General features: G+C 68.9%; 25 protein-coding genes and 1 pseudogene. 9 read left to right on the forward strand and 17 right to left on the reverse strand.

Going from position 1 to position 26,612, the window contains the following annotated elements; all coding sequences use genetic code 11:
* Positions 1-179 precede the first annotated feature (179 nt).
* From B0I29_RS47070 to B0I29_RS33840, 6 genes and pseudogenes are all read left to right on the forward strand, one after another.
* A pseudogene (locus B0I29_RS47070) lies at positions 180-302 on the forward strand (twin-arginine translocation signal domain-containing protein); the annotation flags it as partial.
* Complete coding sequence (locus tag B0I29_RS47075) at positions 291-791, forward strand: (2Fe-2S)-binding protein (RefSeq protein WP_260329865.1); 501 nt, start codon at positions 291-293, stop codon at positions 789-791. The pseudogene B0I29_RS47070 and the gene B0I29_RS47075, both read left to right, overlap by 12 nt.
* 10 nt (positions 792-801) lie before the next feature.
* Positions 802-1,782 (forward strand): FAD binding domain-containing protein, encoded by a 981-nt coding sequence (locus B0I29_RS33825; RefSeq protein ID WP_111653201.1) that lies wholly within the window; start codon positions 802-804, stop codon positions 1,780-1,782.
* Positions 1,779-3,971, forward strand: coding sequence for a xanthine dehydrogenase family protein molybdopterin-binding subunit (locus B0I29_RS33830; protein WP_111653202.1), 2,193 nt, complete (start codon positions 1,779-1,781; stop codon positions 3,969-3,971). Before B0I29_RS33825 ends, B0I29_RS33830 begins: the two co-directional genes overlap by 4 nt.
* 48 nt (positions 3,972-4,019) lie before the next feature.
* Positions 4,020-4,871, forward strand: coding sequence for a helix-turn-helix domain-containing protein (locus B0I29_RS33835; protein WP_111653203.1), 852 nt, complete (start codon positions 4,020-4,022; stop codon positions 4,869-4,871).
* 169 nt (positions 4,872-5,040) lie between these two features.
* On the forward strand, positions 5,041-6,384 hold the full coding sequence (locus B0I29_RS33840; RefSeq protein WP_181558096.1) for a GGDEF domain-containing protein: 1,344 nt from the start codon (positions 5,041-5,043) through the stop codon (positions 6,382-6,384).
* Positions 6,385-6,426: 42 nt separating this feature from the next.
* On the opposite strand, the gene B0I29_RS33845 is transcribed toward B0I29_RS33840, so the two are convergent.
* From B0I29_RS33845 to B0I29_RS33855, 3 genes are all read right to left on the reverse strand, one after another.
* On the reverse strand, positions 6,427-7,113 hold the full coding sequence (locus B0I29_RS33845) for a flavodoxin (RefSeq protein WP_220091494.1): 687 nt from the start codon (positions 7,111-7,113) through the stop codon (positions 6,427-6,429).
* Positions 7,103-7,960, reverse strand: a complete 858-nt coding sequence (locus tag B0I29_RS33850) for an aldo/keto reductase (RefSeq protein ID WP_111653205.1) — start codon at positions 7,958-7,960, stop codon at positions 7,103-7,105. Before B0I29_RS33850 ends, B0I29_RS33845 begins: the two co-directional genes overlap by 11 nt.
* Positions 7,961-8,046: 86 nt before the next feature.
* On the reverse strand, positions 8,047-8,799 hold the full coding sequence (locus tag B0I29_RS33855) for an IclR family transcriptional regulator (protein ID WP_220091495.1): 753 nt from the start codon (positions 8,797-8,799) through the stop codon (positions 8,047-8,049).
* Positions 8,800-8,964: 165 nt separating this feature from the next.
* Here B0I29_RS33855 and B0I29_RS33860 point away from each other — a divergent pair, with 165 nt between their 5' ends.
* Entirely contained in the window at positions 8,965-9,882 is a 918-nt protein-coding gene (locus B0I29_RS33860; protein WP_111653207.1) for an NAD(P)-dependent oxidoreductase, read from the forward strand.
* 24 nt (positions 9,883-9,906) lie between these two features.
* Positions 9,907-10,302, forward strand: a complete 396-nt coding sequence (locus B0I29_RS33865; protein WP_245972959.1) for a carboxymuconolactone decarboxylase family protein — start codon at positions 9,907-9,909, stop codon at positions 10,300-10,302.
* Between the two features lie 55 nt (positions 10,303-10,357).
* Here B0I29_RS33865 and B0I29_RS33870 read toward each other — a convergent pair whose 3' ends face one another.
* The 5 genes from B0I29_RS33870 to B0I29_RS33890 all read right to left on the reverse strand — a co-directional run bounded on the left by B0I29_RS33870 (position 10,358) and on the right by B0I29_RS33890 (position 16,039).
* The gene (locus B0I29_RS33870; RefSeq protein ID WP_146616968.1) at positions 10,358-11,719 is read right to left on the reverse strand and encodes a PQQ-dependent sugar dehydrogenase; all 1,362 of its coding nucleotides are present in this window, start codon (positions 11,717-11,719) and stop codon (positions 10,358-10,360) included.
* A 102-nt stretch (positions 11,720-11,821) separates the two neighbouring features.
* Positions 11,822-13,204, reverse strand: coding sequence for an MmgE/PrpD family protein (locus tag B0I29_RS33875; protein WP_111653209.1), 1,383 nt, complete (start codon positions 13,202-13,204; stop codon positions 11,822-11,824).
* Between the two features lie 14 nt (positions 13,205-13,218).
* Entirely contained in the window at positions 13,219-14,118 is a 900-nt protein-coding gene (locus B0I29_RS33880) for an ABC transporter permease (RefSeq protein WP_111653210.1), read from the reverse strand.
* Positions 14,115-14,939 carry an ABC transporter ATP-binding protein gene (locus tag B0I29_RS33885; RefSeq protein ID WP_111653211.1) on the reverse strand — a complete coding sequence of 275 codons (825 nt, stop codon included), beginning with the start codon at positions 14,937-14,939 and terminating at the stop codon, positions 14,115-14,117. Before B0I29_RS33885 ends, B0I29_RS33880 begins: the two co-directional genes overlap by 4 nt.
* Complete coding sequence (locus B0I29_RS33890; RefSeq protein ID WP_111653212.1) at positions 14,936-16,039, reverse strand: ABC transporter substrate-binding protein; 1,104 nt, start codon at positions 16,037-16,039, stop codon at positions 14,936-14,938. The genes B0I29_RS33885 and B0I29_RS33890 overlap by 4 nt, the downstream gene beginning before the upstream one ends.
* 480 nt (positions 16,040-16,519) lie before the next feature.
* On the opposite strand from B0I29_RS33890, the gene B0I29_RS33895 reads away from it, so the two are divergent.
* Complete coding sequence (locus B0I29_RS33895; protein WP_220091496.1) at positions 16,520-17,260, forward strand: alpha/beta fold hydrolase; 741 nt, start codon at positions 16,520-16,522, stop codon at positions 17,258-17,260.
* On the opposite strand, the gene B0I29_RS33900 is transcribed toward B0I29_RS33895, so the two are convergent.
* From B0I29_RS33900 to B0I29_RS33940, 9 genes are all read right to left on the reverse strand, one after another.
* The gene (locus B0I29_RS33900) at positions 17,257-17,658 is read right to left on the reverse strand and encodes a cupin domain-containing protein (protein ID WP_111653214.1); all 402 of its coding nucleotides are present in this window, start codon (positions 17,656-17,658) and stop codon (positions 17,257-17,259) included. The two genes, B0I29_RS33895 and B0I29_RS33900, sit on opposite strands and share 4 nt — an antisense overlap.
* Before the next feature lie 69 nt (positions 17,659-17,727).
* Positions 17,728-18,963, reverse strand: a complete 1,236-nt coding sequence (locus tag B0I29_RS33905; protein WP_181558097.1) for an MFS transporter — start codon at positions 18,961-18,963, stop codon at positions 17,728-17,730.
* Positions 18,960-19,694: an alpha/beta hydrolase gene (locus B0I29_RS33910; RefSeq protein ID WP_220091497.1), complete on the reverse strand. Its 735-nt coding sequence runs from the start codon at positions 19,692-19,694 to the stop codon at positions 18,960-18,962. Before B0I29_RS33910 ends, B0I29_RS33905 begins: the two co-directional genes overlap by 4 nt.
* 20 nt (positions 19,695-19,714) lie before the next feature.
* Entirely contained in the window at positions 19,715-21,103 is a 1,389-nt protein-coding gene (locus B0I29_RS33915) for a DUF6351 family protein (RefSeq protein WP_146616969.1), read from the reverse strand.
* A 144-nt stretch (positions 21,104-21,247) separates the two neighbouring features.
* Positions 21,248-22,087 (reverse strand): ABC transporter ATP-binding protein, encoded by an 840-nt coding sequence (locus B0I29_RS33920; RefSeq protein ID WP_111653218.1) that lies wholly within the window; start codon positions 22,085-22,087, stop codon positions 21,248-21,250.
* Positions 22,084-23,070: an ABC transporter ATP-binding protein gene (locus B0I29_RS33925; protein WP_111653219.1), complete on the reverse strand. Its 987-nt coding sequence runs from the start codon at positions 23,068-23,070 to the stop codon at positions 22,084-22,086. Before B0I29_RS33925 ends, B0I29_RS33920 begins: the two co-directional genes overlap by 4 nt.
* Entirely contained in the window at positions 23,067-23,927 is an 861-nt protein-coding gene (locus B0I29_RS33930; RefSeq protein ID WP_111653220.1) for an ABC transporter permease, read from the reverse strand. Before B0I29_RS33930 ends, B0I29_RS33925 begins: the two co-directional genes overlap by 4 nt.
* Positions 23,927-24,856 carry an ABC transporter permease gene (locus B0I29_RS33935; RefSeq protein WP_221402878.1) on the reverse strand — a complete coding sequence of 310 codons (930 nt, stop codon included), beginning with the start codon at positions 24,854-24,856 and terminating at the stop codon, positions 23,927-23,929. Before B0I29_RS33935 ends, B0I29_RS33930 begins: the two co-directional genes overlap by 1 nt.
* A gap of 62 nt (positions 24,857-24,918) precedes the next feature.
* Positions 24,919-26,592, reverse strand: a complete 1,674-nt coding sequence (locus B0I29_RS33940; protein WP_111653221.1) for an ABC transporter substrate-binding protein — start codon at positions 26,590-26,592, stop codon at positions 24,919-24,921.
* Between the last annotated feature and the right edge of the window lie 20 nt (positions 26,593-26,612).

Raw genomic sequence — 26,612 nt, forward strand, 5'->3', positions numbered from 1 at the left:
TAGCAGAACCGATGACGTTTTGAGGGGCCCTGCCATGCCCCCTAACGCGGTTCCCTGGCACACCACGGTCTGCCGGGAACGCTGCCACGCGGCAAGGCTGACTGGGCGATTGGCGCGGCTTGCACCCAAAGTTCGCCGTTGCTCCGTCCCGTCCGCCTGTGAACCGAGAGAGTGGGAGCATGCCCATCGAGTCTCCAGTGCCGGCCGCCGGCGAAGAGTACCCGGCGGGCCTGTCCCGGCGTACGTTCATCGCGGCGACCGCCGCCGCTGGCGGCGCCACCGCGAGCGGCCTGCTCGCGGAACCGGCTGAGGCCGCAGAGGCGGCCGAGAACGGCCGCGTCTCACTCACCGTCAACGGGGCGCGGCACGCGACCACTGTCGACAACCGGACCTCCCTGTTGGACCTGCTGCGCGAGCATCTCGGCCTGACCGGTTCCAAGAAGGGCTGCAACGCCGGCGCCTGTGGAGCCTGCACGGTGCTCGTCGACGGGCGGCGGGTGGTCTCGTGCCTGACGCTCGCGGTTCGCTTGAACGGCGCCGACGTCACCACGGTCGAGGGCCTGGCCGACGGTGATCTGCTGCATCCGTTGCAGCAGGCCTTCATCGACCAGGACGCGTTGCAGTGCGGGTTCTGCACCCCCGGTCAGATCGTCAGCGGCGTCGGATGCATCCGGGAGGGCCACACCGGCTCGCGGGAGGAGATCCGCGAGTGGATGAGCGGCAACATCTGCCGCTGCGGCTGCTATCCGAAGATCGTGCGAGCGGTCGAGCAGGCCGCAGGCCGGAAATGAGGGCCTGACCATGTACCCCTTCACGTTCACCACGGCACGCGACACCCGGGCAGCGCTCGAGGCCGGCCGGAACGGCGGCCGGTACATCGCGGGCGGCACGACCCTCGTCGACCTGATGCGCGAGACCGTCGAGCGTCCCGGCACCCTCGTCGACATCAGCCCGCTGCCGCTGCGCTTCGTCACGGTCACCGCCCGCGGAGGCGTACGGATCGGCGCCCTGGTGACCATGACCGACGCCGCCGCGCATCCCGCGATCCGCCGGCTCTACCCGGTGGTCTCCGCGGCCCTGGAGCTCAGCGCGTCCGCCCAGTTGCGCAACATGGCCACGATCGGCGGCAACATCATGCAGCGGACCCGCTGCACATACTTCCGGGACGTCACGGCCGCCTGCAACAAACGTGATCCCGGCTCGGGCTGCGCCGCCATCGGCGGCTTCAACCGCACCCACGCCATCCTCGGCACCTCCGACGCGTGTGTGGCAACCCACCCCTCCGACCTCGCCGTCGCCCTCACCGCGCTGGACGCCAAGGTTCGCCTGGCCGGCTCGTCCGGAACCCGCAGCGTGGCGATCGCCGACTTCCTGCTGTTACCCGGTGCCACGCCGGACCGGGAACAGGCCCTGCGACCCGGCGAGCTGATCACGGCCGTGGACATCCCGGCACATCCGCGCCCGTTGCGTTCGGGCTACCTCAAGGTCCGGGACCGGCAGTCGTACGAGTTCGCCCTCGCCGCCGCGGCGGTGGCACTGCATTCCAGCGGCGGCGTCATCCGTACGGCGAAGGTGGCCGCCGGAGGTGTGGGCACGGTTCCCTGGCGCCTGTCCGCGGTCGAACGCCACCTGATCGGCAGGCGCCCCTCGACCCGGCTCTGGTCCTCCGCCGCCGAACTCGCCGCCGAGGGCGCAAAGCCGCTGACCCACAACCGATTCAAAATCGAATTACTCCAGCGCACCGTCGAGCGCGAGCTGCGCATCGTGGGAGGTACCGCATGAGCCCGCAGCCACAGGCTGCCGTCGGCCGGCCAGTGTCCCGGGTCGAGGGCCGGTTGAAGGTGACCGGCCAGGCGAAGTACGCCGCCGACCAGACCGCGTCCGGCACAGCGCACGCCGCCGTCGTCGACAGCTCCATCGCCCGGGGCCGGATAACCGGCCTCGACACCGCCGCCGCCGAAGCCTGCCCCGGCGTCCTGCGGGTGATCAGCCATCGCAACGCGCCCACCCTGCCCTACCTGCCGAACCGGGGCTCGCTCAACCTGCCGGGTGAGCGGCTGCACGTCTTCCAGGACGACCGGGTCCTCTTCCACGGTCAGCCGGTCGCCGTGGTCGTCGCCACCACGCTGGAGGCGGCTCAGCACGCCGCGAGCCTGGTGCACGTGCAGTACACCGCCGAGCCGTCTGCCACCGACCTGACCAGCGCCCCGGCGGACGAGCCCACGACGTACGCGCGTGGTGACGCGGCCGCCGCGCTGGCCTCGGCGGCCGTGCGCCTGGATCTGACCTATCGTCTGTCCCGCATGCACCACAACCCGATGGAACCGCACGCCATCGTCACCCGCTGGGACGGTGCCGAGCTCACCGTCTGGGACAAGACCCAGTGGGTGCAAAGCACCCGCGACGAACTCGCCGCCGTCTTCGGCATAAACCCCGCTTCGGTACGCGTCATCTCGCCGTACGTCGGCGGCGCGTTCGGCAACGCGGCGCGGTGCTGGCCGCATGCCACGATTGCGGCGCTGGCGGCACGGGAGGCCGGCCGGCCGGTCAAACTCGTCCTGACCCGCCGGCAGCTCTACTTCGGGGTGGGTTACCGGCCCGCGTACGAATATCGGCTGAGCATCGGCAGCGACCTGCAGGGACGGCTGACCGCATCGGTCCACGACCTGCGCTCGGAGACCTCCCGCTATGAGACCTTCGCCGAACGCGGCGTTCTGGTGCCCGGCCGGATGCTCTACACTACCCCGAACGTCACGCAGTCGCACCGCACCGTGCCCCTCGACGTGAACACACCTACCCCGATGCGCGGGCCGGGATATTCGACAGCCGCGTTCCCGATCGAGAGCGCCGTCGACGAGCTCGCCCATGAACTCGGCATCGACCCGATCGAGCTGCGGCGGCGCAACGAGCCGGAGAACGACCAGGCGAGCGGCCTGCCGTTCTCCACCCGGCGGTTGCGCGAGTGCTACACCGTCGGCGCCCGTGAGTTCGGCTGGAACCGGCGCAACCCGAAACCGCGCACGACCCGCGACGGCGACTGGCTGATCGGGATGGGTGTCGCCACCGCCGTCTACGACACCCTGCGCGCGCCGGCACAGGCGCACGTCCGGCTGGACGCGAGGGGCACCGCTGTCGTCGAGTCCGCGACCAGTGACATGGGCCCGGGCACGTACACCTCGATGTCTCAGGTCGCCGCGGACGCCCTGGGCATCGACGTGCCCCAGGTGACGTTCCGGCTCGGTGACACCACCCTGCCGCAGGCACCGGTACATGGCGGCTCGCTCACGATGGCCAGCATCGGCTCCACCGTCCAGGACGGCTGCGACCGGGTACGCCAGCAAGCGATCGCCCTCGCCGTCGGCGATGAGCGCTCGCCGCTGTACGGAGCCGACCCGGCCGCCGTGGTCGTCTACGACGGGCGGCTGCATGTCAAGGGCGACCCCGCGCGCGGCGAGACCTACCGGCAGCTGCTCACCCGCAACGACCGGACCCATCTGGAAGCGACCGGCTCCTACACCCCGGCACAGTCCCGGGCGTCGATGCACGCCTACGGGGCGGTGTTCGCCGAGGTCGCCGTCGACGCCCGGCTCGGCATGGTGCGGGTACGCCGGATGCTCGGTGTCTACGACGCAGGCCGCATCATCAGCCCCAAGCTCGCCGACAGCCAGGCCATCGGCGGGATGGTGGGCGGCATCGGCGCGGCCCTGATGGAACACACGGTCACCGACCATCGCGACGGGCGCATCGTCAACGCCAACCTCGCCGAGTACCTGGTGCCGGTCAACGCGGACGTCCCGGCGCTGAAGGCTATCTATCTCAACGGCCGTGACGACCAGGCCGACCCGATCGGCGTCAAGGGACTCGGCGAGGTGGTTCTGGTCGGCGTGGCCCCGGCCGTCGCGAACGCCGTCTTCCACGCCACCGGACGCCGGGTACGGCACCTTCCGATCGCCCCGGAGGACCTTCTCTGAGCGTCGCTCCGAGGGCAGGGTGCCGGTTTTGCTGGCACACTGTCCGATATGGGCAGCGCCAGCAGTATCGAGCTTGGTCTGTTCCTGCGGGCTCGTCGGGTGCAGGTTAACCCGCAGGACGCCGGCATCACCGTCGGCCCTGGCATGCGCCGCACGCCGGGGCTGCGCCGGGAGGAACTGGCCGCCCGCGCCGGCGTGAGTGTGGACTACTACACCCGGCTCGAGCGCGGTCGCGAGCACCGGCCGAGCCCTGCCGTCGTCGATGCGCTGGCGGCGGCTCTGGACCTCGACGACGCTGAGCACGACCACCTCATCGGCCTGGCCGCCCGGGCGGCCAGCCTGACGCCGCCACGGCGTTCCGCGCTGGACCAGAAGCCCTCGTCCGGCACCGAGATGCTGCTGGAGCGCTTGCGTCCGTACCCCGCCCGGCTGCTCAGCCGCACCATGGACCTGCTTGCCTGCAATCCCGGCGGGATCCGGACACTGCCCGGCATCGAGGACTGGCCCGCCGAGCGGCACAACATCGCCCGTTACCTCTTTCTGCACCCGGCCGGCCGGGACCTGTTCCCCGACCACGATGCCGTCGTCAGCGGCTGTGTCGCCCGCCTGCGCGCCCTGGCCGGCACCGAGCCGGACGCCCCCGACCTGACCGCACTCGTCGAGGAGCTCCTGGCGAGCAGCAAGGACTTCGCCCGGTTGTGGGAGCGGTACGACGTGCGGCCCTACACCCGGACGACCAAGACGATGAACCACCCGGCGGTCGGCACCTTCACCCTCAGCTTCCAGGTGATGCAGATCGATGGCACACCGGGCCACTGCCTCGTCACCTACTACGCCGAACCGGGCACACCCGACCACGACGCGATCGTCCGCCTCGACCGGGCCGGCCTCGACCGCTGACCGGCGCCGCTCGCGCCACGGGCCGGTCATACTCATCCCGGCCCGGTGTCCGCCGAAGAGAATGGGCGTGGATCGTCTGCACCGTCCAGCCGCATGGCTGTCGTGGGTAGCCGCTGGGTGCCTGATCGTTCCCGTCCTGCTGGCCCTGCCAATGGGACCGTGGCGCGGCATGCTCGCGACGGGCTACGGCTTCGCTGCCGCCATGATGATCGTTATCGGGGTCCGGCTGCATGCCCCGCGGAATAAGGCACCGTGGTACTCGTTCGCTGCCGCTCTCACGCTGTGGGCGACCGGTGACCTGTGCTACGCGTGGCAGCCGAGTTCTCCCGGCTGGCCGCTGACGCAGGCGGCCGACGTGCCATATCTGCTGTCGTATCCCGCTTTCATATTCGGTGCCCAGAGCCTGCTGCGAACTCGTTCCGCGAGTCGCGGACGTGCGGAAACCCTCGACGCCGCGATCGTCTCCACCGGTTTCACCCTGCTGACCTGGGCCTTCGTGATACGCCCGATCATGGACGACAGTACGTTGACGACGGCACAACGGCTGCTGGAGCTCGCTTATCCCGCCGGTGACGTCCTGCTGTTCATCATGACCGTTCGCCTGCTCACCGCATCCGAGGAACGCACCACCAGCCACCGGCTCCTGATCGGCGCCATCCTCGCCCAGTCGTTCTACGACCTCTGGTACACCGCCACCAGCAACCTAGACGTCAACATCGACGCCGTGGTCGACGTTGCCGGCATCCCCACCTACACACTGTGGGCGGCGGCTGCTCTTCACCGCTCGATGAACGTTCCCGCCGCGCCCGCGCAGACCCGGGTCGAAGGGCACTCCCCGCGGCGTCTGGTGCTGCTCGCGGTCGCTACCTTGCTGGCGCCCGCCGTTCTGGCCGCGCAGGGTATGTCCGGCGGCGGCGTGGTCGTCGATTGGCCCGCCATCACCATCTCCTCGGTCGTGCTCTTCCTGCTGGTCGTGTGGCGGATGTCGGGACTGGTCACCCAGCTGCAGACGCAGGCGGCACAGCTACGCACGATGGCTCACAACGATGCGCTGACCGGGATCCCGAACCGGCGTGCCTGGGACCTGGAGCTGAGCAACCGCATGGCGTCCGCCCGGCGCAGCGGCGACTCGTTGACGGTGGCGCTGCTCGACATCGACCACTTCAAGCGGTACAACGACGCGTTCGGCCACCCTGCCGGGGATCAGCTGCTGCGCGACGGCGCGGCAGCCTGGCGCGCGCACCTGGGCGCGGGTGGCCTGCTGGCCCGGTACGGGGGCGAGGAGTTCGCTGTGCTGTTCACCGGGTGCCACCTGGACGAGGCGATCGCCGTCCTGGACCGGATGCGTCGAGCAACGCCGTCGGGTCAGTCCTTCTCCGCGGGGTTGGCGGTGTGGGGCGGCCAGGAGAGCCCAGAGGCTCTGATCTCACGAGCGGACGAGGCGCTGTACGGGGCCAAGGAAGCTGGCCGGAACCGCGTGGAGGTGTCCACCACGCTTCCGGCGGCCGCCTGACAGCCCACGTCGTCAGCGCGTCGAGCATCGCGGCCTCGATGCTCAGGCCAGACCGATACGCGACAGCCAGTCGCGGACGGCGGGAGAGCTGTCCACGGCTTCCTCGCCCCGGATCGCCAGAGCCTCACCGAAGCGGGCGTTGCGGCACGTCTGCTGGTAGACCCCCTCGGTGCGGCCGAGCTGGCTCACCGCGTACGTGACGAAGGGAAAGACCGTCGTGCCGCTGAAGTCGAACGCCTCGGTGAACGTGTTCATGATCATCGGTGGGCGCACGTTCCAGATCGGGCTGCCGATCAGCACGACGTCGTATCCGGCGAGGTCAGGCAGCGGATCAGCGATGCGTGGCCGCTCGTCGTCGTCCTGCTCACGCACGTTGCGAGCCACGGTGTCACGGTAACTGTCGGAATAGGCGTCGGCGGCGTTGATCTCGTAGACGTCGCAGCCGATCGCATCACGAATCATGCCGGCGACGACCTCGGTGTTACCGACCTCGAGGGTGCGGCGCCCGCCGTTGTAGTAGTTCTCCCCCGCCCGGGAGAAGTACGCCAGCAGCACCCGCCCGCCCGGCTCGGATGACGCCCGGCCCGACGGCGGCGAGGTGGTCACGGCTGGGGCTCCCTGGGTCTCGGACGACGGTGAGTCGCATGCTGCGGCGCCCCCTGCCGCCAGGCCGGCCAGACCCAGCAGCAGGGATCGGCGACGCACCGGCATGTGGTCGTCAGTCGACACGACGCCCGCCGAGCCAGGTCACCATCGCGGGGTCCCGGTGGTCGAAGAACGCCGACGCGCCGGTGTCCAGGGCTGCGATCGCGGTCATGTCGTCACCGGCGAGCTCGAAGTCGAAGACGTCGAGGTTCTGAGCCATCCGCTCCGGGCGTACCGACTTGGGGATCACCACGATGTCGCGCTGGATCAGCCACCGCAGCACCACCTGAGCCACCGACTTGCCGTAGCCTTCACCGATCTTGGTGAGCGTCGGGTTGGTGAACAGCTCGTTCTTGCCTTCGGCGAACGGACCCCACGACTCGATCTGCACACCGTGCTCGCGCAGCAGCGGCTGATAGTCGGCACGCTGGAAGAACGGGTGGGCCTCGATCTGGTTGACCGCCGGGGTGATGTCGTTGTGCTGGATCAGGTCGACGAGACGGTCCGGGTAGAAGTTGGAGACGCCGATCGCCTTGGCCAGGCCCTCGCCGTACAGCTTCTCCATCGCGTGCCAGGAGCTGTAGTAGTCGCCCAGCGGCTGGTGGATCAGGTACAGGTCGAGGTAGTCCAGGCCGAGCTTCCGCAGCGACTTGTCGAACTCCCGCCGCGCGGTGGCCTCACCGGTGTGCTGAATCCACATCTTGGTGGTGATGAAGAGTTCCTCGCGCGGGATGCCGCTCTTGGCGATCGCCCGACCGACGGCCTCCTCGTTACCGTACGAGGCCGCCGTGTCGATCGCCCGGTAACCGGCGGCGAGCGCATCGGTGACGACCTGCTCGGTCTGCTCGTCAGGAACCTGGAAGACACCGAACCCGAGGATCGGCATGCGGACACCGTTGTTGAGCGTGACGTACGCGTTCTGTGCTGGCATGTTTCCAGGAAACACCGCCGCGGCCGGGGAAAGGAGCCACTGCTGAAAGGGGTACCAGCAGGGACCCCTTCGCCTGTTTCGTGCGGTCAGAGGGCTTCGCGCGGCGCCACGTCGTGCTGGGACCACGACGTCACGTGCTTGAGCAACAGTCTGCGCAGCCGCGTCTCCCGCGGCTCGGCCTCGGCCGTCGGCCCGACCAGAACGGCGACGGCCACCGCCTTGCCGCCGCGGTCGCGCACGACGCTGGCGAGTGCCAGCTGGGCACCGTGGTGCCGGAAGTTCTTGGCGACGCCGGTCTTGACGATGCCGGGGAACTGCGCCAGGAACGTCGAGACCAGTTCGTCGTCCTGTCGCCGCAGGTAGGCCTCCCGCGTGCCCTCTGCCTCGGCCGCGAGCAGCGCTTTGCCGCCGGCGGTGTCGATGAGGATCCGGCGGATGTTGCTGCGGGCGGCGAAGCCGGTCATCGCGTCGGTGCCGGACTCGCCGATGTAGATGAGGTGGTCGCCGGCTCGTACGCCGAGGAACACGGTCATCTTCGTTTCCTTGTGCAGGGCGTCGAGGTCGGCCTGGGTGACCTGCCCGGCCCGGATGTTGCCGCTGGCCAGTGTCAGCGCGTAGACGGCCGGTCCGAGGTAGAAGCGCTTGTCGGCCTCGTAGAGCCAGCCCTTGGCCAGCAGGCCGCGGATGAAGCCGTGTACCGAGCTCTTCGGAGCGTCGAGCGCCCGGGCGAGCTCGGCGAAGCCCATGCCCGGTTTGTAGACGACCTCCTCGAGGATCTGCGTGACACGGTCGATGGTGCGGTGGCTCTTCGCGGCCTCGGCGTCGGCTTGCTCGCTCACGGGCAGACCATACCGCATGACGGCCCTGAGTTCGTAGCTACGAACCGAGGAACCCGAACCCCCGTTGACACCCGGCGCCCGCAGACCCTACGTTCTCGTTTCACAGACGTTTCGCATATAGAGTCTTCAGTTCGTAAATATGAACGCGAGCGAAGGGCACCGGACATGAAGGTGGGATTCATCGGCCTCGGCACCATGGGCACCGGCATGGCGCTGAATCTGCGAAAAGCCGGCCATGACCTGGTCGTCCATGACCTCGACCGGGCCCGCGCCGAGCCGCACGAGCAGGCCGGATCCGTCTGGGCCGACGGAATCGCCGAGGTAGGAGCGACGGCCGAGGTCGTCTTCACCTCGCTTCCCGGGCCGACCGAGATGCGCGCGGCCGGCCATGATCTGCTCGGCACCATGCGCCGGGGCACCGCCTGGTTCGACCTGACGACCAATTCACCGACGGTCGTGCGCGACGTTCACGCCGACTGCCGCGAAGCCGGCGTGGAGCTGTTCGACGCACCGGTCAGCGGCGGGCCGAAAGGTGCGGCCTCGGGCAAGCTCGCCATCTACGTCGGCGGCGATCCGGAGGTGTTCGCGCGGTACGAGACGCTGCTCGCCGCCATCGGCGACCAGGTGCTGCTCGTCGGCGACATCGGCGCGGGCAACACCGCCAAGCTGGTGCACAACTGCGCGAGCATCACGATCCGCGCGGCCATCGCCGAGGTCTTCACCCTCGGTGTCAAAGCCGGCGTCGAGCCCACGGCGCTCTGGCACGCCATGCGGCAGGGCGCGATCGGGCGCGCTCGCACCTTCGACCGCATCGGTGATCGCTACCTGCAGGGCCGCTTCGATCCGCCGTCGTTCGCGCTCGCCCTGGCCAACAAGGATCTACGGCTCGCGCTGGAGCTCGCCGAGCAGTTCGAGGTACCGATGCGTTGCGCCGAGGTCGTGTCCTCCGACTTTCAGGAAGCTCTGGACCGGGGCTGGGGCAGCCGTGACTCGCAGTCACCGATGGCGCTGCAGAACGAGCGGGCCGGCGTGACGGTCACGCTCTCCGCCGCCGAGGTCCAGACCGTTCTCGACCGGGGCTGACCCGGCAGACGACAAGGAGATCCCGTGAGTGACAGCATTGCCCCCACCAGCGAGAACGTCGGCCGCCGGATTCTCGGTGAGCTGATGGGCGAGGACTATCTCGTCAAGAAGGACCAGGCACGCAACGACTTCAACGCGGTCCTGCAGGACTACTCCGAAGAGGTCTGCTTCGGCCGGATCTGGGCACGCGACGGCCTCGACCGCAAACAACGCAGCATCATCAACATCGCCATGCTGACCGCTCTGAACCGGCCGGCCCAGCTGGCGCACCACGTCGAAGGCGCGCTCACCAACGGGTGCACCGTCACCGAGATCCAGGAGATCCTGCTGCAGGCCGCGGTCTACTGCGGCCTGCCCGCGGCGGGCGAGGCCTTCCGCGTCGCCGAGGGTGTTCTGCGCGAGCAGGGACACCTCGACTGAGGTTTCCCGCGCGGCCCGGGCGACCACAGCTGGCGCCTCGCCCGGGCCGTGCTAATCAGCGTGCGGGGGTCAGGCGGTAGACCAGGCCGGCCGCATCGTCGGTCACGTAGATCGCGCCGTCCGGTCCCGGTATCGCATCGACGCTGCGGCCCCATCGCGTGCCGTCCGCGTTCTGGAACCCGGTGACGAGCACCTGGGGCGGGGTGAGGGTGCGCTTGCGGTGGTCCCAGGCGCTGTAGACGACGGAGGGCTCGCGCGGCGGCTGCCGGTTCCACGATCCGTGCGCGGTGATCAACGCGCCCCGAGCCAGGGACTTGGGCAGCGCCGAGCCCTGGGTGAAGGCGAAACCCAGCGGAGCGCTGTGCGCGGGCAGGCCGAGCGCCGTCCGCCGCACGGTGGAACAGTCGAGCGCCGCGCCGTCCGGGTTGGTCACCGGCTGGTTGACATAGCCCAGATCGGTGAGGTCCGGATGCCCGGTGGTGTCCGGCAGGCAGTACGGCCACCCCAGCTCCGTACCGGGGGTGATCCTGGCGACCTGATCGACCGGGTTCTCGTTGATGTACGACGGGACCCGCTGGCCGTACTGCCCGGTCTCGTCGCGGAACGGATAGGGCTGGTTGTCGGCCTGGTTGACCGCGGTGAACAGGGTGCCGTCCGGGGCGAAGGACAGCCCTGAGCCGTTGCGGACCCCGGTGGCGATGGTCCGGTTGCCGGTGCCGTCGATCCTGACCTGGGCGATGGTGGCCCGCTGCGGCGTGGAGGTGCGGTCGATCGGGTCGCTGTTGGTCAGTGATCCGACGTTGTAGAAGACCTGGTCACCGCGGACCACCACGGTCTTGCTGCCATGACCTCCGCCGGGGAGCCCGTCGATGATCACCCGTTCGTTCGCCACGGCACCGCCGGTGTAGTCCCATGCGGCGATCCGGGTCTGCTCGCCGACCACGAGGACGTGGCGGCCACGCTGCTTGGCGAAGGCGAGCCCTTGCGGGTTGTCCAAGCCGTCGAGCAGGGTTGTCACCGTCGGCCCCTGGCCGCCGGACGCCGGGGTGAGCAGCACGACCGTTCCGGCGCTGCCGGTGGAGACCAGCAGCCGGCCGTCCGGCGTCCACGCCACGCGACGCGCTCGTGGAATGTTCGCCCAGACCTCGGCGGACCAGCCCGCGCGCAGGTTCAGCGATCGGCCGGCCGCGGCGCCGGGGTCGACACCGCCCGCCGCCGTCAGCGCCACCGGCGACAGGGTGCCGGGTTCCGCCGCCGACGGTGCGGCGGCGAAGGCCACGTCACTGCTGGCGCGGGCTGCCGTGTAAGCGCCGAGCGTCACTGCCACTGCGAGTGACAGCACCGCCGCGGCGCCGGACCGGAGTCTCGGCGTGACACGAGTGCCAGGCGGTGCGGCAGCCGAGGATGACAACGGCATGGCTATACCTCTCGTCGTAGAAATCCGGCCTGCTGATCGCCGGTGTTTCATCGACGTTAATAAATATAGGGGTCGCCGTGGGAGACCCTGCCAGGGACCCCATCAGATCCGTACCAGGATCGCGACGAGGTCGCCGGTGTCGTCGATCGTCTCCAACGTCCGGCAGGCCCGGTAGAACTCGTCGGTGCGCTGTGCGCCGATGCGCGAGATGAGCAGCTCGTTCCACTTCTGCTGCAGATCGCCCCACCCCGGCTGGGGATCCCGGAAGCGGTGGCCCTTGGGGTGCTCGACCCGTTGCTCGACCGTGGTGCCGTCCGTGAGGTGGATGGTGATGACAGCGCCTCGGGGCTGACTGACCTCGAAGTCCGGGTCGCCGGTGAGTGTCACCAGTGACTTGAGGCGCAGGACCTCGGGATCGGACTGCAGGGCCGCCGAGTGGGCCTCGTCGAAGCCGAGTCGGCCGGCGACGAGCGCCACCCCGAGCATGTGCTGCAGGCTGATGGTCGGCATGCCGCGGTCGTCGACCACGCCGGCCGGATGCTCCGGTAGCCGGGCGTGGATGCCGGCGATGGCCGCGAGGTCGATGCCGTAACGTTCCTTGAGCATGAGCGCGGCCTCGACGGCGGCATGGATGGGATATCCGGCCGAGTAGAACTTGAAGTTGGCCCCCATGACGGCGAACTCGCGGCCGAGGTCGCGCACGAGTTCGCCCTCCCGCCCGGGCTGCCCCCAAGAGGGGAGGATGCCGCCGCGGCCCTCGAAAACGTCGTCGGTGCCCTCGAATCCCAGCGACGCGAGCATCGCGCCACTCACCCCCGCGGCCGCGGCCTGACCGGCGGTGAACAGCGCCTTGCTCATGTGGCGCCGTTCGGCGAAGAAGGAGTACCCGCTCATCCCCTGATTCAGGGCCAGGGCGGCCGCGTACAGGGTATGGCGCTGGTCGAGACCGAGCAGCCGGGATGCGGCGAACGCCGCACCGACGCAGTACAGCGATCCGGCGTACAGCCCGTAATTCGCCTGCATCGGTGCGGAACCACCGGTCGCCGAAACGACTCGCGCCCCGGTGTCGTAGCCGAGTGCCACCGCGTTCACCAGTTCGGCGCCGGTGGCGGACTGCCGCTCGGCCACGGCGACGGCGGCGGGGACGATCACCGGGGCCGGATGGCCCGTGGCGATGAAGTCCGGCGTCGAGTGGACGCTGTCGAACTCGTCCGCATGACCACAGGTGCCGTTCGCCAGGGCCGCGAGCGCAGCGGGCGCGCGGCAGCCCGCTAGGCCGAAGACCGCGGCCTCCCTCACCCCTCGATGAGCGTCGGCAAAGCGTGCGATGACCTTGCCGGCCGGCAGATCACCACCGACAAAACCACAGGCCAGCTGGTCGTAGATCAACATCTTCGTACGCTCGGCCACGCCCTCCGGCAGTGCGGAGTACATGGTGGCGACCGCGTACCGGCTCAACGCGGCCGCCGCCTTCGTGCTTGCCACGGATGTGATACCTCTCAGCGGGCCGACTTCAGATTGCGGGGCTTCCAGCGCAGCAGTCGCTTCTCGAGCACCGTCACCAGCGCGTTGATGACGACCGACACCAGGACGAGCACCACGATCCCGGCGAAGACCCCCGCGGTGTTGAAGGTCCCGGCCGACCGCTGGATCAGGTACCCGATCCCGGTGTTCGAGCCGATGATCTCGGCGGTCACGGCGGCCACCAGCGCGTACGGGATCGAGACCTGCAGGCCCTGGATGATCCAGGCCATGGCGGACGGGATCCGCACCTTCATCTGCAGGGTGAGTCGGGACGCGTCCATCACCTTGAGGACGTCCAGCAGCCGCTGCTCGACGTCGCGCACTCCCTCGTAGGTCGCGTAGAAGACCAGGAAGAAGACGATGAGGGCCACGAGAGCGACCTTCATCTGGAGCCCGAACCCGAACCACAGGATGAACAGCGGCACGAGCGCCAGGCGGGGAATGGAGTTCAGCGAGACGAGGAACGGGCGGAAGATGCCGCTCAGCACCGGACTGCTGCCCAGGACGATGCCCACCACGATGCCGAGAACAGCGCCGACGGCGAATCCGACGATCGTCGCCTGGAGGGTGGACCAGATCGCCTCGATCAGGACACCCTCCTGCGCCCAGCCCTGCAGCGCCGACCAGATCTGCGACGGCGTGCTGACGTAGAAGTCGTCGATCAACGCCCCGTCGTCGGGGTCGCCGGAGGCGAACTCCCAGAGCACCAGCACCGCGATGGGCAGCAGGATCCGCAGGACGTTGACGACGATCCGCTTGACGTCCCTGCCCCGGTGGTCATCGTGATCCTCCACGGTCACCGGAGCGGATCTCTGTGGTGGTGCCGCGACATCCGCCACGGCGGGGCCAGGGCTCACCTTGTGGATGCTGGTCATGACTTCTCCTCGGCCGGCGACGAGTGGTCCAGCAGTTTCCAGAGCCGTTCCCAGATCTCGCCGTACGCCGGGTCGAGGCGAAGCTCCGCGAGATCTCGAGGCCGGGCGAGCGGGACGTCCTCGACGTGGACAACCCGGCCGGGACGGGTGCCGAACACGACGATCCGGTCCGCGAGCAGGATCGCCTCGTCGAGGTCGTGAGTGACGAAAATGATCGTCTTACGGTCCCGCTCCCAGATCCGTAGAAGCTCGTTCTGCATGTTGAGACGCAGCTGGGCATCGAGCGCACCGAACGGCTCGTCCATGAGCAGGGTCGAGGGCTCGTAGACCAGGCCGCGGGCGAGTGACGCGCGTTTCTGCATGCCGCCCGACAGCTGCGACGGGAACCGCTGGGCGAAACCGGTCAGCCCCACCAGGTCGATCACTTCGGCGACGCGCCGGCGACGTTCCTTTCGGGGTACCTTCTGGATCTCCAGTGCGATACCGATGTTCTTCTCGACGGTTCGCCACGGCAGCAGGTTGTCGTGCTGGGTGATGAACCCGACGCTGGTGTTGACCTTCTTCAGTTTCTCGCCCCGGAAGTGGATCGACCCGCCGCTGGCCGGCAGCAGACCGGCGGACATGTTCAGCAGCGTGGTCTTCCCGCAGCCACTCGGCCCGATGAAGCAGACGAACGACCCGCTCTCGATCTCGAGGTCGACGTCATTGAGCGCGACGAACTCCTGGTCGGCCTCGGACCGGAACCGGCGGGTGACACGCCGGTAGGCGAACTCCGGGACCACGTCCGGCTCGCTGGCCTGCACTGTCGAGGGCCCCGTCATGGTTGGGCCGCCGTGACCGGAGCGAGGTCGTAGAGGTCCCCGAATCCGAAGGTGATCGGCTTCTCCCGGCCGTAGTTCACGAGATCCTTCTGATTGTCGAACATCTCCTGCGTCGTGAGCGGCGTCCCGTCCTTGTACGCCCCGAGCGACAGCTCCCAGCCGGCGTCGAAGCCCTCCGGATTGAGCCCCTGGAAGCCCTCCAGAGCCTTGATCTTGTCGCGCAACTCGTCAGTCGGGTTCTGCAGGTCCGCGTAGGCGAGCCAGAGAGCCTTCATAAGCCGCTTCGCGGCTTCGGGGTTCTTCTCCAGCCACGAACGCGTCGTGTAGTACTCATGGGATGCCAGCGGCAGGATGGACGGCAGATCCACAGCCCAGTTGAGCCAGAGGACGCCCCAGCCGTCGGCGCCCGGAAGGTTGACATTGGGGAAGGAGTTCGCGAAGCCGTTCACCCGCTTCTCGCGCGCCGCCGCCAGCTGCGCGGCGTTGTCCGCGTTCGGCACCAGCGTGACGTCGCGGTCCGGGTCGACCCCGTGCTCGGTGAGCATGATCCGCAGGTACTTCTGCCCGGTCGAGCCCTCGGGAGAGGATGCGAGCGACGTGCCGGCCAGCGCCTTCACGCGCTGATCGACGGGCGAGTCCGGCGTGACGCCCTTCGCCGCGAACTGCGCCGCCGTCTCGTTGTTGATCGCCAGCCCGAACGTCACGGCGGGATTGGCCGTTCCCAGACTGACGAGCTCGGTCCGGCCCTCGGCGTACGCGTTGTAGAGCGATCCCGCCCCGCCCGAGGCGACGTCCATCTCACCGGCGATCAGGCCCTGCGTGGCGGTCGCGGCATTGCTGGCGAGGATGAACTCGAAGTCGGCGTCCAGGCCCACCTCGGTGAAGTAGTCCTGCGCGATGATGACCAGCGTGATCAGGTCGGTGAAGGTCGGCCCCGTCGACCTGATGGTGACGGCGATGCCGTCCCCCGACGACCCGTCGCTCCCGTTGTCCTCGCCGCCGCCACATCCGGCAACCACGAGCGTGGCCGCGGCCAGGCCGGCGAGCCATGCCCTGCGTGCACGTCGTGTCGCGATGCGCTTTGTTCGCCAGGTCAGCATTCGGACTCTCCCTTCGTGTGCGATGCGCCGCCACGAGCCGCCGGTCTGCGGCCACCCTCGGCGCCTGTCTGAACGTGGATGCCGTACGGGCACCGCGATGCGCGTCCACGTGCCGTTCTGACGAGCAACCCAGCTACGGGACACCTCTAAGGCTCATCTAAAGTTCGTATATACGACCGTGTGATCGAACTAACGAATTGCAGGAAAGGTAAGACGGCATTTCACTCGTGTCAACGGGCTCACACATCCCGAGTGAGCACGGACCCGCGCCGGGTGTGGCCGCACCCGGGCGGAGGCTGCTCCAATGAAGATCCAAATGTGGACACCCCGCCGCCGAGTGACCTAGTCTGATTACATATACGAAACAAAGTTCGTCTTTACGAACTGTGCGAGTCGCGGCAACCGTGGTCGGCCGCATCGGGGACCCCCTCGAGCACCAGGCTGTGCACGACCGATGCCGGCCGCAGGAAAGGAGTGCCGGTGACCGGCAAACCCCCGTTCGTCCTCGTCCACGGTGGCCGGCACGGCGGATGGGCCTGGCGCCGGGTCGCCACACCGCTGCGCCGGGCCGGGCACGACGTCCACACCCCCACGCTGACCGGCCTGGGCGAACGGGCGCATCTGCTCGGCCCCGCGATCGGCCTCGACACCCACATCGCCGACCTCGTCGCGGTCTTCGAGTACGAGGACCTCGCGGATGTGGTGCTCGTCGCGCACAGCTACGGCGGGGCCGTCGCCTGCGGTGCGATGGAGCAGGTGGCCGACCGGGTTCGCAGTCTCGTTCTCGTCGACGCGCACATGCCGGAGTCGGGACAGTCGGTCCTGGATCTGGTCGGGCCCGAGCGAGCCGCGGCGTTGCGCCAGCGGGTGAAGGAGCAGGGCGAGGGCTGGTTCGTCCCGGTGTCCGACGCCTCGTGGTGGGGCCTGACCGATCCCGGCGACATCGCCTGGGTCAACACCAAGATCACTGCCCAGCCGATGAAGACGTACGAGGACCCGGCGCCCTCGACCGAGCGTGCCCGGGCGTCCGCGTACACCTTCATCGAGTGCTCGCGGTCCCGGCTGCCGGCAGACGAACGTGCCTGGCAACGGTCCCGTTGCCAGGACTCGGCCACGCGGCGGTACCGCGTGGTCGAGGGCTCGCACGACGTCATGGTCGACGCGCCGGAGGCCCTGGTGGCACTCCTGCTCGAGGCCCAGGACCCGCCGGGCGCCGGTTAGTCGCGCATCTCGTCGATGCGTGCGGCCAGGTATTCGTCGTCGGTCACCGCGTCCGCCCAGTCGACACCGGCCAGCGAGATGCCGGTGTGCACCATGTACCGGCCGGCCGAAGCACCGTGCCAGTGCCGGACGCCGGGCGGTGTCCAGATCTTGTCGCCGGCCGACACGGTCACGACGCCGTCGTCGGAGCCGACCAGCCCTTCTCCCGACAGGATGATGAGGAGTTGCCCGCCTTCGTGGACGTGCCAGTGCGTACGTGCACCGGGCATGAAGAACACGTCGGCGACGCCGATCCCGTCACGACGCGGCAGCGCGCTGTCGACCCACACCTCCCCGGTGAACGTGCCCTGCGCCCGGTTCGACGGCACCGACTTCTGTGCTCGGACCACGGTGATCATGAGGTACTCCTTCTCGACAGCGTCACGGGAACAGGTTTCGCGTACTCAAGCCGCCGTCGCTTTCTCACGTCATCGCCGCCCACCGGCGGGACGCAGCAGCCACAGCACGACAAGCCCGCCGATCAGGGCGCAGACTCCCCCGAGGACGAGCGCGAGCCGAGTCCCGAACGTCTCCGCGACGAAACCGCTCAGCGGAGCTCCGAGACCGACACCGCCCAGCACAGCCACGGTGAACAGGCCCATCATGCGTCCGCGCATGCCCTTGTCCACGCGCAGTTGAAGGCCGGCTGCTCCGCCGTTGACGAGCACCGTGGTGCCCAGCCCGAGCAGCACCGCCGTCGCCGCTGCCAGCCCCACCGACGGGGACGCCGCCAGACATAGCTGGGCCGCCCCGTACACGCAGGAGCCGCCGGCCAGCAGCTGCCCGCCCACGTTGGTGCGACGCGCCAGCCAGAAGGCGCCCACGATCGAACCGACAGCCATCGCGGCCATCAGCAAAGCGAACGTCACGCTGGTCCCTCGCAGGTCACGGACCGCGAACAGCGGAAAGAGGACGTTCCAATTGAAGGCGAGCGTCGACGTCCCGAAGAGCAGAAGCAGGACGACGCGCAGATATCGATCACTCCAAGCCAGCCGAAGCCCTTCCCGAAGCGTTCCCCGAACCGGCCCGGCGGGACTGCGGAAGACCTCCCCGGCCCGGCCGATGATCACCAACGCGAGCAGGGACAGCGACGTGCAGACGCCGGTGGCGACGAAGCCCCAGCCGAAGCCGAAGGAGCTGATCACGACGGCGGCGAGCGCCGGTCCGACCATCCTGGCGAGTTGCAGCAGGACCCCGTTGAGGCTCAGCGCGTTGGTCACCGCCTCTTCGGGCACCAGCTCAGCGGCGAACGTCCGCCGGGCCGGCTGGTCGAATGCCCAGGCCACGCCCGTGACGGTGGCGAACACCAGCACCCACACCACGGAGGCCAGGTGGGCGAGCACCAGCAGGCCGAGCAGCAGCGAACTGACCGTGGTCACCGCCTGGGTGGCGAGGATGAGCCGCCGTGTGTCGACGCGGTCGGTCAGCGCTCCGGCGTACGGCGCCACCAGGAACAGCGGAATGTTCTGTACGGCGGTGACGATCCCGACCATGGTCCCGCTGTCCGTCAGCTCGAGCACCAGCAGCGACTGCGTGACGACGTAGAACCAGAAGCCGGTCTGTGAGATCGACTGACCGGCGAACCACAGGCGGTAGGACCCGTAGCGGAACGAGGCGAAGGTACGGGAACGAGGCCCGGCCGCTCCCGGGGTGTCCGTTCTCATGGGCGTGAACTCGCCGGGACCCCGACGACGTCCACGCATTCCAGAAGCAGCCTCGTCAGGGCATCGGGCGCGGTCACCATGGCGTCGTGGACCGCGTCGAGCCGGCGGTAGTGGAAGCGGTCGTCACGGACACTGCGCTCGCGGGCGCGCTCCAGCAGCTTCGGCCACGTCGGCGACCGCACGCACTCGATGTACATGCCCGGCGCCGCCCATGCCCGGTCGGTGCACCCGGTGGGATCCCGGTACGTCTTCAACGGTTGGGCGGTCGTCCTGCTGTTCACCCAGGCGATGTCCGCCGGATCGGATACGCCGTATGCCGAGGCGTCGGACGGCGGCAGGAACCAGCCCTCGCCGTGCGCGTCGGCGAGGGCCACCATCTGGGTGGCACGCTCGGAACCGATCAGGTCGAACACCGACTCCCCGGTTCTCGGCATGTGCGCATCGAGGTGGACGAGGCCGCGCACGCGAGGGCCGATGCACTCCATCGCGGCGCAGGCGACGGCCCCTCCGTAGCTGTGGGCGACCAGCACCGCCTGCTCGGTGTCCTCGCATGCGAAGACGCCGACGAGATCCTGGACGTGGACGTCGAGACCGATGTCCGGTCGCAGCAGGTGCGACCGCTCCCCCAGCCCCGTCAGCGTCGGGGTGTGCACCGCGTGGCCGGCCGCGCGGAGCCGTCGCGCCACACGGCGCCAGCACCAGCCTCCGTGCCGTCCCCCGTGCAGCAGCACGAAGGGCGGGCGGGCCGTGGCTATTTCTCCGCCTTGTACGTGTCGCCGGCCCAGAAACCGCCCGCGAACTCAGGGTTGCGGTAGTTGATGAAGCGCGGCACGAGTGCCGGGTCGATGCGGGTGGCGCGGGAGTTCAGGTCAGCGGGCGCTGTGCTCGGCCAGACGCCGGTGCGTACCCGCTCGTTCATGATCTCGATGGCCGCCACCGACTCGTTGGCCCGGAACGAGCAGTGGCCGGCGCCGTTGACGTGGATCAGCCGCACGAAGCGCCCTTTGCCGTGCTTTCGCGCCTCCTGGAGATATCCGAAGTTCGCGGCCGGCTGCACCAGCGGGTCACCGATCAGGTTGTTCATCAGGAAGGGCCGCTGCGGCCTTGTCGTGTAGTCGCCGTGCAGGTGGATCTCGTTGACCGCGGCCGGATCGGCCTCGATCCGGGAGGCCTTGTTGATCGTCTTCAGGTCGGCTGCCAGATCCAGTCCGGCCGCACGGTAGAACTTGCGGACCGCCGCCTGCTGTTCGGGCAGGGTCATCGTGAAGAAGATCTTCCGGTAGTCGAATCCGGTGGTCCAGGTGAAGGATTGGCCGCCGACCTGCTGCTCCTGGTTGCGACGCGTGTTGACATCGAAGGCGTAGAGGTTGCGCAGCGTGTCGTACATGTATGCCTGTACCTGGTCGAGATCGGTGACGTCCGGCGGCGGCAGGGCTGCGTTGGTCCAGGTGTTCATCTGACCCAGGGTCAGCGCCAACGCGATACGCGCCCTGCCCGCGGGGGTGGCTTGCGCCGCGTCGATCGCGGCCCGCCAGCTGTCGGCGTCGAGCGCGAAGTTCGTCCCGGGATGCTGAACGATCGGCAGGTCGATGCCGAGGAAGACCTTCGCCGCGAACAGGGAACTCAACCGGGGCATGAGGTACGGGATGTACCCGGGCACGGTGCAGTTCGCCACGGCGCCGTCGATCCGGTCGGGGTACCGCTCCATCGTGTACCCGGCTACCACGCCGCCGCTCGATCCGCCGTTGGTGATCACGTACCGCGGCTCGCCGTAGCGTTCCGTGAAGACGTCGATGACCTGGATGAGCTGCGCCGCCGACACCCGCGCGTCGCGGCCGCCCTGGTCGAACGGGATGCGCCGGACGCCGGCCGCCGCGTAGCCGCGGCCGTGCAGGGTGGTGTAGGCGGCGTTGACGCCCCCGGTGACGAAGTCCAGGTCCAGAAGCAGCGTGCCGTTCCACCCCCGGTCCGGCATGGTGATCCGCCAGTCCATGCCGTCAGGGAGCAGTCCGTTGGTCGTCGTGACCGGGACATCCGCCGCGGCCGCCGCCGGCGTTGTAGGTGCGACGTGCAGCGCAACGATAACGACGGCGGCCACCGCGGCCCGAACCACGCGAATCAGCGCCAAGCGTCTGGGCATCATGACGACCTTTCGTATATACGAACAACCGGACGGATATACGAGATTCATGTAACGAGCCCGAGACGAGAAAGTCAACTGTCAATGTCACGCGATCGCGGACGACGGCGTACAGGATGGGGAAGGCGGGGTGGGGCGAGCCTTTCAGGATTCGCTGGTCGTGAGCGGCGCCGCAGGCCCCGGCTTCGATGCGACGCGGGCGGTGGGCGTCCACCCGGGCCGCGGGATCGCGGCGAGCAACTGCCGCGTGTAATCGCTGCGAGGGTCCTCAAGGATGGCCTCGATCGGTCCGGTCTCCTCGACGTGGCCGTCGCACATCACGACACATTCGTCGGCGATCTGCCGGACAACGGCGAGGTCGTGGGAGACGAACAGGTAGGTGAGCCCGAGTTCCTCACGCAAGTCGGTGAGCAGGTTGAGGACGTGGGCCTGGACGCTAACGTCCAGCGCGGAGACGGCTTCGTCGAGGACCAGAACGGTCGGTTCGACGGCGAGCGCCCGGGCGATCGCCACCCGCTGGCGTTCTCCGCCGGACAGCCGGCGGGGATGCACGCTCACGTGGCGTTCCTGTAGGCCGACGTGCGCGAGCAGGTCACGGATCCGGTCGGCGCGCCAGGCGGCGTCACGGTCGAAGTGGATTCGCAGAACCTCGTCGAGACTCGCCGCGACGGTCTGCGCCGGATCGAGCGAGGAGTTGGGGTCCTGGAAAACCATCTGGACCTGACGGGCCAGGACCCGTCGCTGGCGACGGGGCCAGGGCAGGCGGGGACGGTTCACCCCGTGCACGAGTACGGACCCGGCGGTGGGTTGCTCAAGTCCGGCGATCATCCGAGCGGTCGTGGTCTTGCCGGAGCCGGACTCGCCGACCAGTGCCAGCGATCCACCAGAGGGCAGGTCGAACGAGATACCTTCGACGGCGACGAAGTCCCCGCCGCTGCCGGAGAAGACTTTACGCAGGTCACGCACCTGCAGGGCGTCGCTCATGGTGTGGCCGCCTTCCGGGCTCGGACGACCGCGTCGTCGAATTCGCTGTCCCCGACGCGGTGGCAGGCGGCGAGCCGGCCGCCGTGGTCGGCCAGGGCGGGCCGTTCGGTGCGGCATCGATCGGTGGCCAGCGGGCATCGGGTGGCGAACACGCAGCCGGTACCGGTCTCGTAGGCGGCGACCGGCCGGCCGGGGATGGTCTGCAGACGGGTACGGCGGTCGAGCCTGGGCCGGGAGGCGAGCAGCGCCGCAGTGTACGGGTGCAGCGGTCTGTCCTGGATCCGCGCGGTGGGGCCGTATTCGACGATGACGCCGGCGTACATGACGGCGAGGGTGTCGGTGACGGCGGCGGCCAGGTCGAGGTCGTGGGTGACGAAGACGAGGCCCAGGTGCCGTTCGGCCTGCAGGCGGGCGAGCACCGCGACGACATCGGCCTGCGAGGTCATGTCCAGGGCGGTGGTCGGTTCGTCGGCGAGGACCAGTTTCGGGTGATGGATCAGCGATCCGGCGATCATGACGCGTTGTAGCAGACCACCGGAGAGCTGGTGCGGGTACTGGGCGAAACGCCGGCGGGCGTCGCGGATACCGACCTCGGCCAGCGCGGACGCGGCACGGTCCCACGCGTCGGAGCCGCGGCCGATGCCTTCGGTCATGAAGTCGCCGATCGTCCGGACCGGGTTGATCGCGGTACGCGGATCCTGGTGAACCATGGCGACGTGCTCGGCGCGCAACGTGCGCAGGGCTCGTTTCCGCAACGTCAGAACGGACTGTGCCTGATAGACGATCTCGCCGCGGACACGCGCCTGCACCGGAAGCAGCCGCATGATCGACTTCAGGGTCACCGATTTGCCGGAGCCGGACTCGCCGACCAGCCCCAGGGCGGCGCCCGGCGCCAGCGAGAACGTGACCCCCTGAAGAATTCGCCGGTATTGGCCACTGACCGGCAGGTCGACCTGGAGGTCGTTGAGTTCCAACAGACTCATGTCAGCTCCTTGCGGCTGTCGAGGCGCTCGCCGACGACGTTGAACGCCAGGACGGTCAGCACAATCAGCGCTCCGGCCGACAGTGACTGCCAGCCGTTGCCGTTGATGAGTGCGGCGTTGCCGGCCGAGACCATCAGGCCCCATTCCGCGTCCGGAGCCTGGACACCCAGGCCAAGGAAGGAGATGGCGGCCAGGTCCACCAGCGCCGTGGCGAACGTCAGGATGGCCTGGGCGGCGACCAGGGGAAGAATGTTGCAGCCAAGGTGCCGGACAGCGATACGCCAGGGTGAGAAGCCGAGCAACTGCCCGGCCTCGATGTACGGCAGATGCCGCTGGCGCACCGCCTCGGCCCGCACGACGCGGGCGACGAACGGGATGTAGGCGATCGACAAGGCGATGATCGGCCCGGTGAGCCCGGCGCCGGTGACGGCTACGGCGAGGATCGCGATGAGCACCGATGGGAAGGCGAAAAGGATGTCCAAAGCCCGGGTGATCACTTGATCCCAGAGGCCGCTTTTCCAAGCGGCGAGGACTGCCAGGCCGGAGCCGAGCACGGTGGCGCCGAGGGTCACTATCGCCGGTCCGAAAAGGCTCAGGCGTGCGCCGTACAGTAGCCGGGACACGATGTCGCGGCCGAGATCGTCGGTGCCGAGAAGGTGCGCGGCACTCGGTCCTTGGCCGATCGCCAGCACATCGGTCTGCCCGGGTGGATACGGCGCGAGCAACGGAGCGAACAGTGCGGCCAGCACGATCACAAAGATCACGGTGAGCGCGCCGATCAGAACCGGGTGCAGGCCGCGGGCGCGGCGGCGGACCGTTGCGCCCGGCACCGGCTCCGCGAGGTCCAGTGATGTCATCAGACCTGCTTTCTCGTGCGAAGGCGAGGGTCGAGCGCTGCTTGCAGAACGTCGACCGTCGTGGTGGTGACGACGAAGACCACCAGCAGGATCAGGCTCACTGCCAGCACGGCGTTCTGATCCTTCGCGGCGACACTCTGGACCAGCAGAGATCCGAGGCCGCCAAGCCCGAACGCGGACTCGACCACTACGGCTGAGGCGAACAGGCCCGCGACGGCCAGTGCGGACACGGTGGTGATCGGGATCGCGGCGTTACGCAGGATGTGCCGGCGTAGGACGGCACCGGCCGACAGACCGCGGCCGCGCGCTGCTTCCACGTGCGGGCTGCGGCTCTCCGCCGCGACCGACGCGCGGGTCACCTGCGCCACGTACGCCGACCACCCGATGGCCAGCGCGACAGCCGGGAGAGTGAGCTGGCGGATCGTGGCGGTGAACGATCCGCCGTCGCCGGCCAGGACCGGGAACCAGCCGAGGCGTACGGCGAGGACCGCCACCAGCGTCTGCGCCGCGACGAACGACGGCACGGCGATACCGGCGGCGGTCAGGGCGGTGACGGGCAGCCGAGCCCACCGAGCGGTGCCGCCGAGCGTGCCCACGGCGATACCCACCACGATGATCAGGACGCCGGCGTAGGCCGCGAGCTCCAGGGTCACCGCGAGGCGAGACCCGAGGAGCGCGGACACCGGCTGCTTGTAGGTCAGCGACGAGCCGAAGTCACCGTGCAGCGCGTTCCACAGCCAGTCGCCGTATTGCACCGGCATCGGGCGGTCGAGCCCGAGGGAGTGACGCAGCGCCGCGTACTGTTCCGCCGTGGCGCGGGGACCCAGAATCTGCACCGCCGGGTCTCCCGGGGCCAGCAGCAGGGCCGCGTACACGACGAAACTGGCGACGAGCACAGTGATCAACGGCGAGGTCAGCCATCGGCTCATCCGCCAGATGCTGGTGAGGGTACGGCGCCGGGTCCGGACTGGTGCCCCTGTCTCGAGCCCTGTCATCCGGCTGAGCCGAGTGACGCGAAGGACGGCATGTTCAGGTACGCGAACGAGGTGACGGCGCCGCCGAGGCGCTTGTTGACGAACGCGATCTCGCCGAGCTGGGCCAGCGCCACCGTGCTGTAGTCCTGTTCCAGGATCGTTTGGGCCGCGATGAGCAGTCTGGCCTGCTCGACCGGGTCGGTGGTGGCCCGGGCCTTGGTGATCGCGCTGGTCACCTCGGCGTTGTCGTAACCGGTGTAGTTGTAGAAGCTACCGGGCAGTGCGAGGAACGACATGAGTTCCAGCGGCGCGGGGGCGGCGTTGAAGCCTCCGCCCAGGATGAGATCGATGCCATCGCGTTTGGCCGGGTCGACGGCGGCCTGCTCGAACTCCATCGGCTGGAGCGCGTTGATCTCGATGTCGAAACCCGCTGCCCCGGCTTGCGCCTGGATCAGCTGCGCGGTACGCGACAGCGTGGCATCGCCGGCGAGAACCGCGAGCACGATCGGTTGCCCGGCGTATCCGGCCGAGCGGGCCAGCTGCTGGGCCTCGGTGACCGCCTGTGCCGAGCCGTAGGATCCGCGTTCCGCCTCGAAGCCGGCGTAGGCGTCGCGCCACAATTGGCGGGCCCGCGGGGAGACCGCGCCGTTGTCCCATACGTCTTTGTTGAGGGCGGTGTAGTTCGGGGTGGCACTGCCGGCGTACCCGACCTGGGTGATGGTTTTGACGTCCAGGCTCATGTAGAGCGCTCTGCGGACGTCGCGGTCGGCGAGCGGACCGGCGGACCGTGCTGCGGACAGCGCCAGATACAGCTGACTCGGTGTGCCGAACACCAGATTGCCGCTCGTGGTCTTCTGCAGCGTCGGGATCATCGCGGCGGGAACCTCGTAGGCGCCGTCCAGCTCTCCGGTCGCCAGTGCCTGTGCGAGGCTGGTCGAGTCGGTAATGAAACGCAGCCGTACCGTCTGAACCTTGGGTTTGCGGGTGCTGTCCCAATACGTCGGGTTCGCGGCCAGGGTGATCGACTGGCCGGACTCCCAGGACCGCACCCGGTACGGTCCGGTGCACATCACGCCCTCGGCAGCGTTGCCAAGACCGGTTCCGGCCTTCTCCGAGAACGCCTTCTGCTGGATCGCACCGGCGAAGGTCGCCAGCTCGACCGGCAGAAGCGCGTCGGGCGCGGAAAGCTTGACCGTGACGCGCTGCGGCGTGGTCGCGGTGATCGACGCGATGCCGGCGAGCGTGCTGCTGACAACGCTGGTAGGTGCCGCGGCGTGCTCCAGGCTCCAGACCACGTCGGCGGCGGTCAGCGGTGCACCGTCCCAGAAGGTGATGCCGGGCTTGAGGTCGTAGACCAGTGTCAACGGGTCGGGCTGGCTGGCGGTGGCGAGATTGGGGCTGATCGAGTAATCCGCTTCCATCCGGACCAGCGGTTCGCAGAGGTTCATCGCGACCAGGGAGCTGCTGTAGTTGGCGGTGTTGGGCGGGTCGATGGTGGTCGGCTCGCCGTACGGCAGTCCCCAGGTGATGGAGTCGACGTCGCCGTTCGCGGTGCCGAAGGTGCTGACTGCCGAGGGCAGGGCGGCCGGCGTCGCGGTGCCGGAGGAGGCGGAACTGCAGGCGGCGAGAGTGAGCACGGCAGCGAGACCGGCGGTCATCAACCGGCCGGGCCGGAAACCTGAACTGGTCATGTGGGGTCCATCCCGTATGA

The organism is Actinoplanes lutulentus, assembly GCF_003259845.1.
Taxonomy (GTDB): domain Bacteria; phylum Actinomycetota; class Actinomycetes; order Mycobacteriales; family Micromonosporaceae; genus Actinoplanes; species Actinoplanes lutulentus.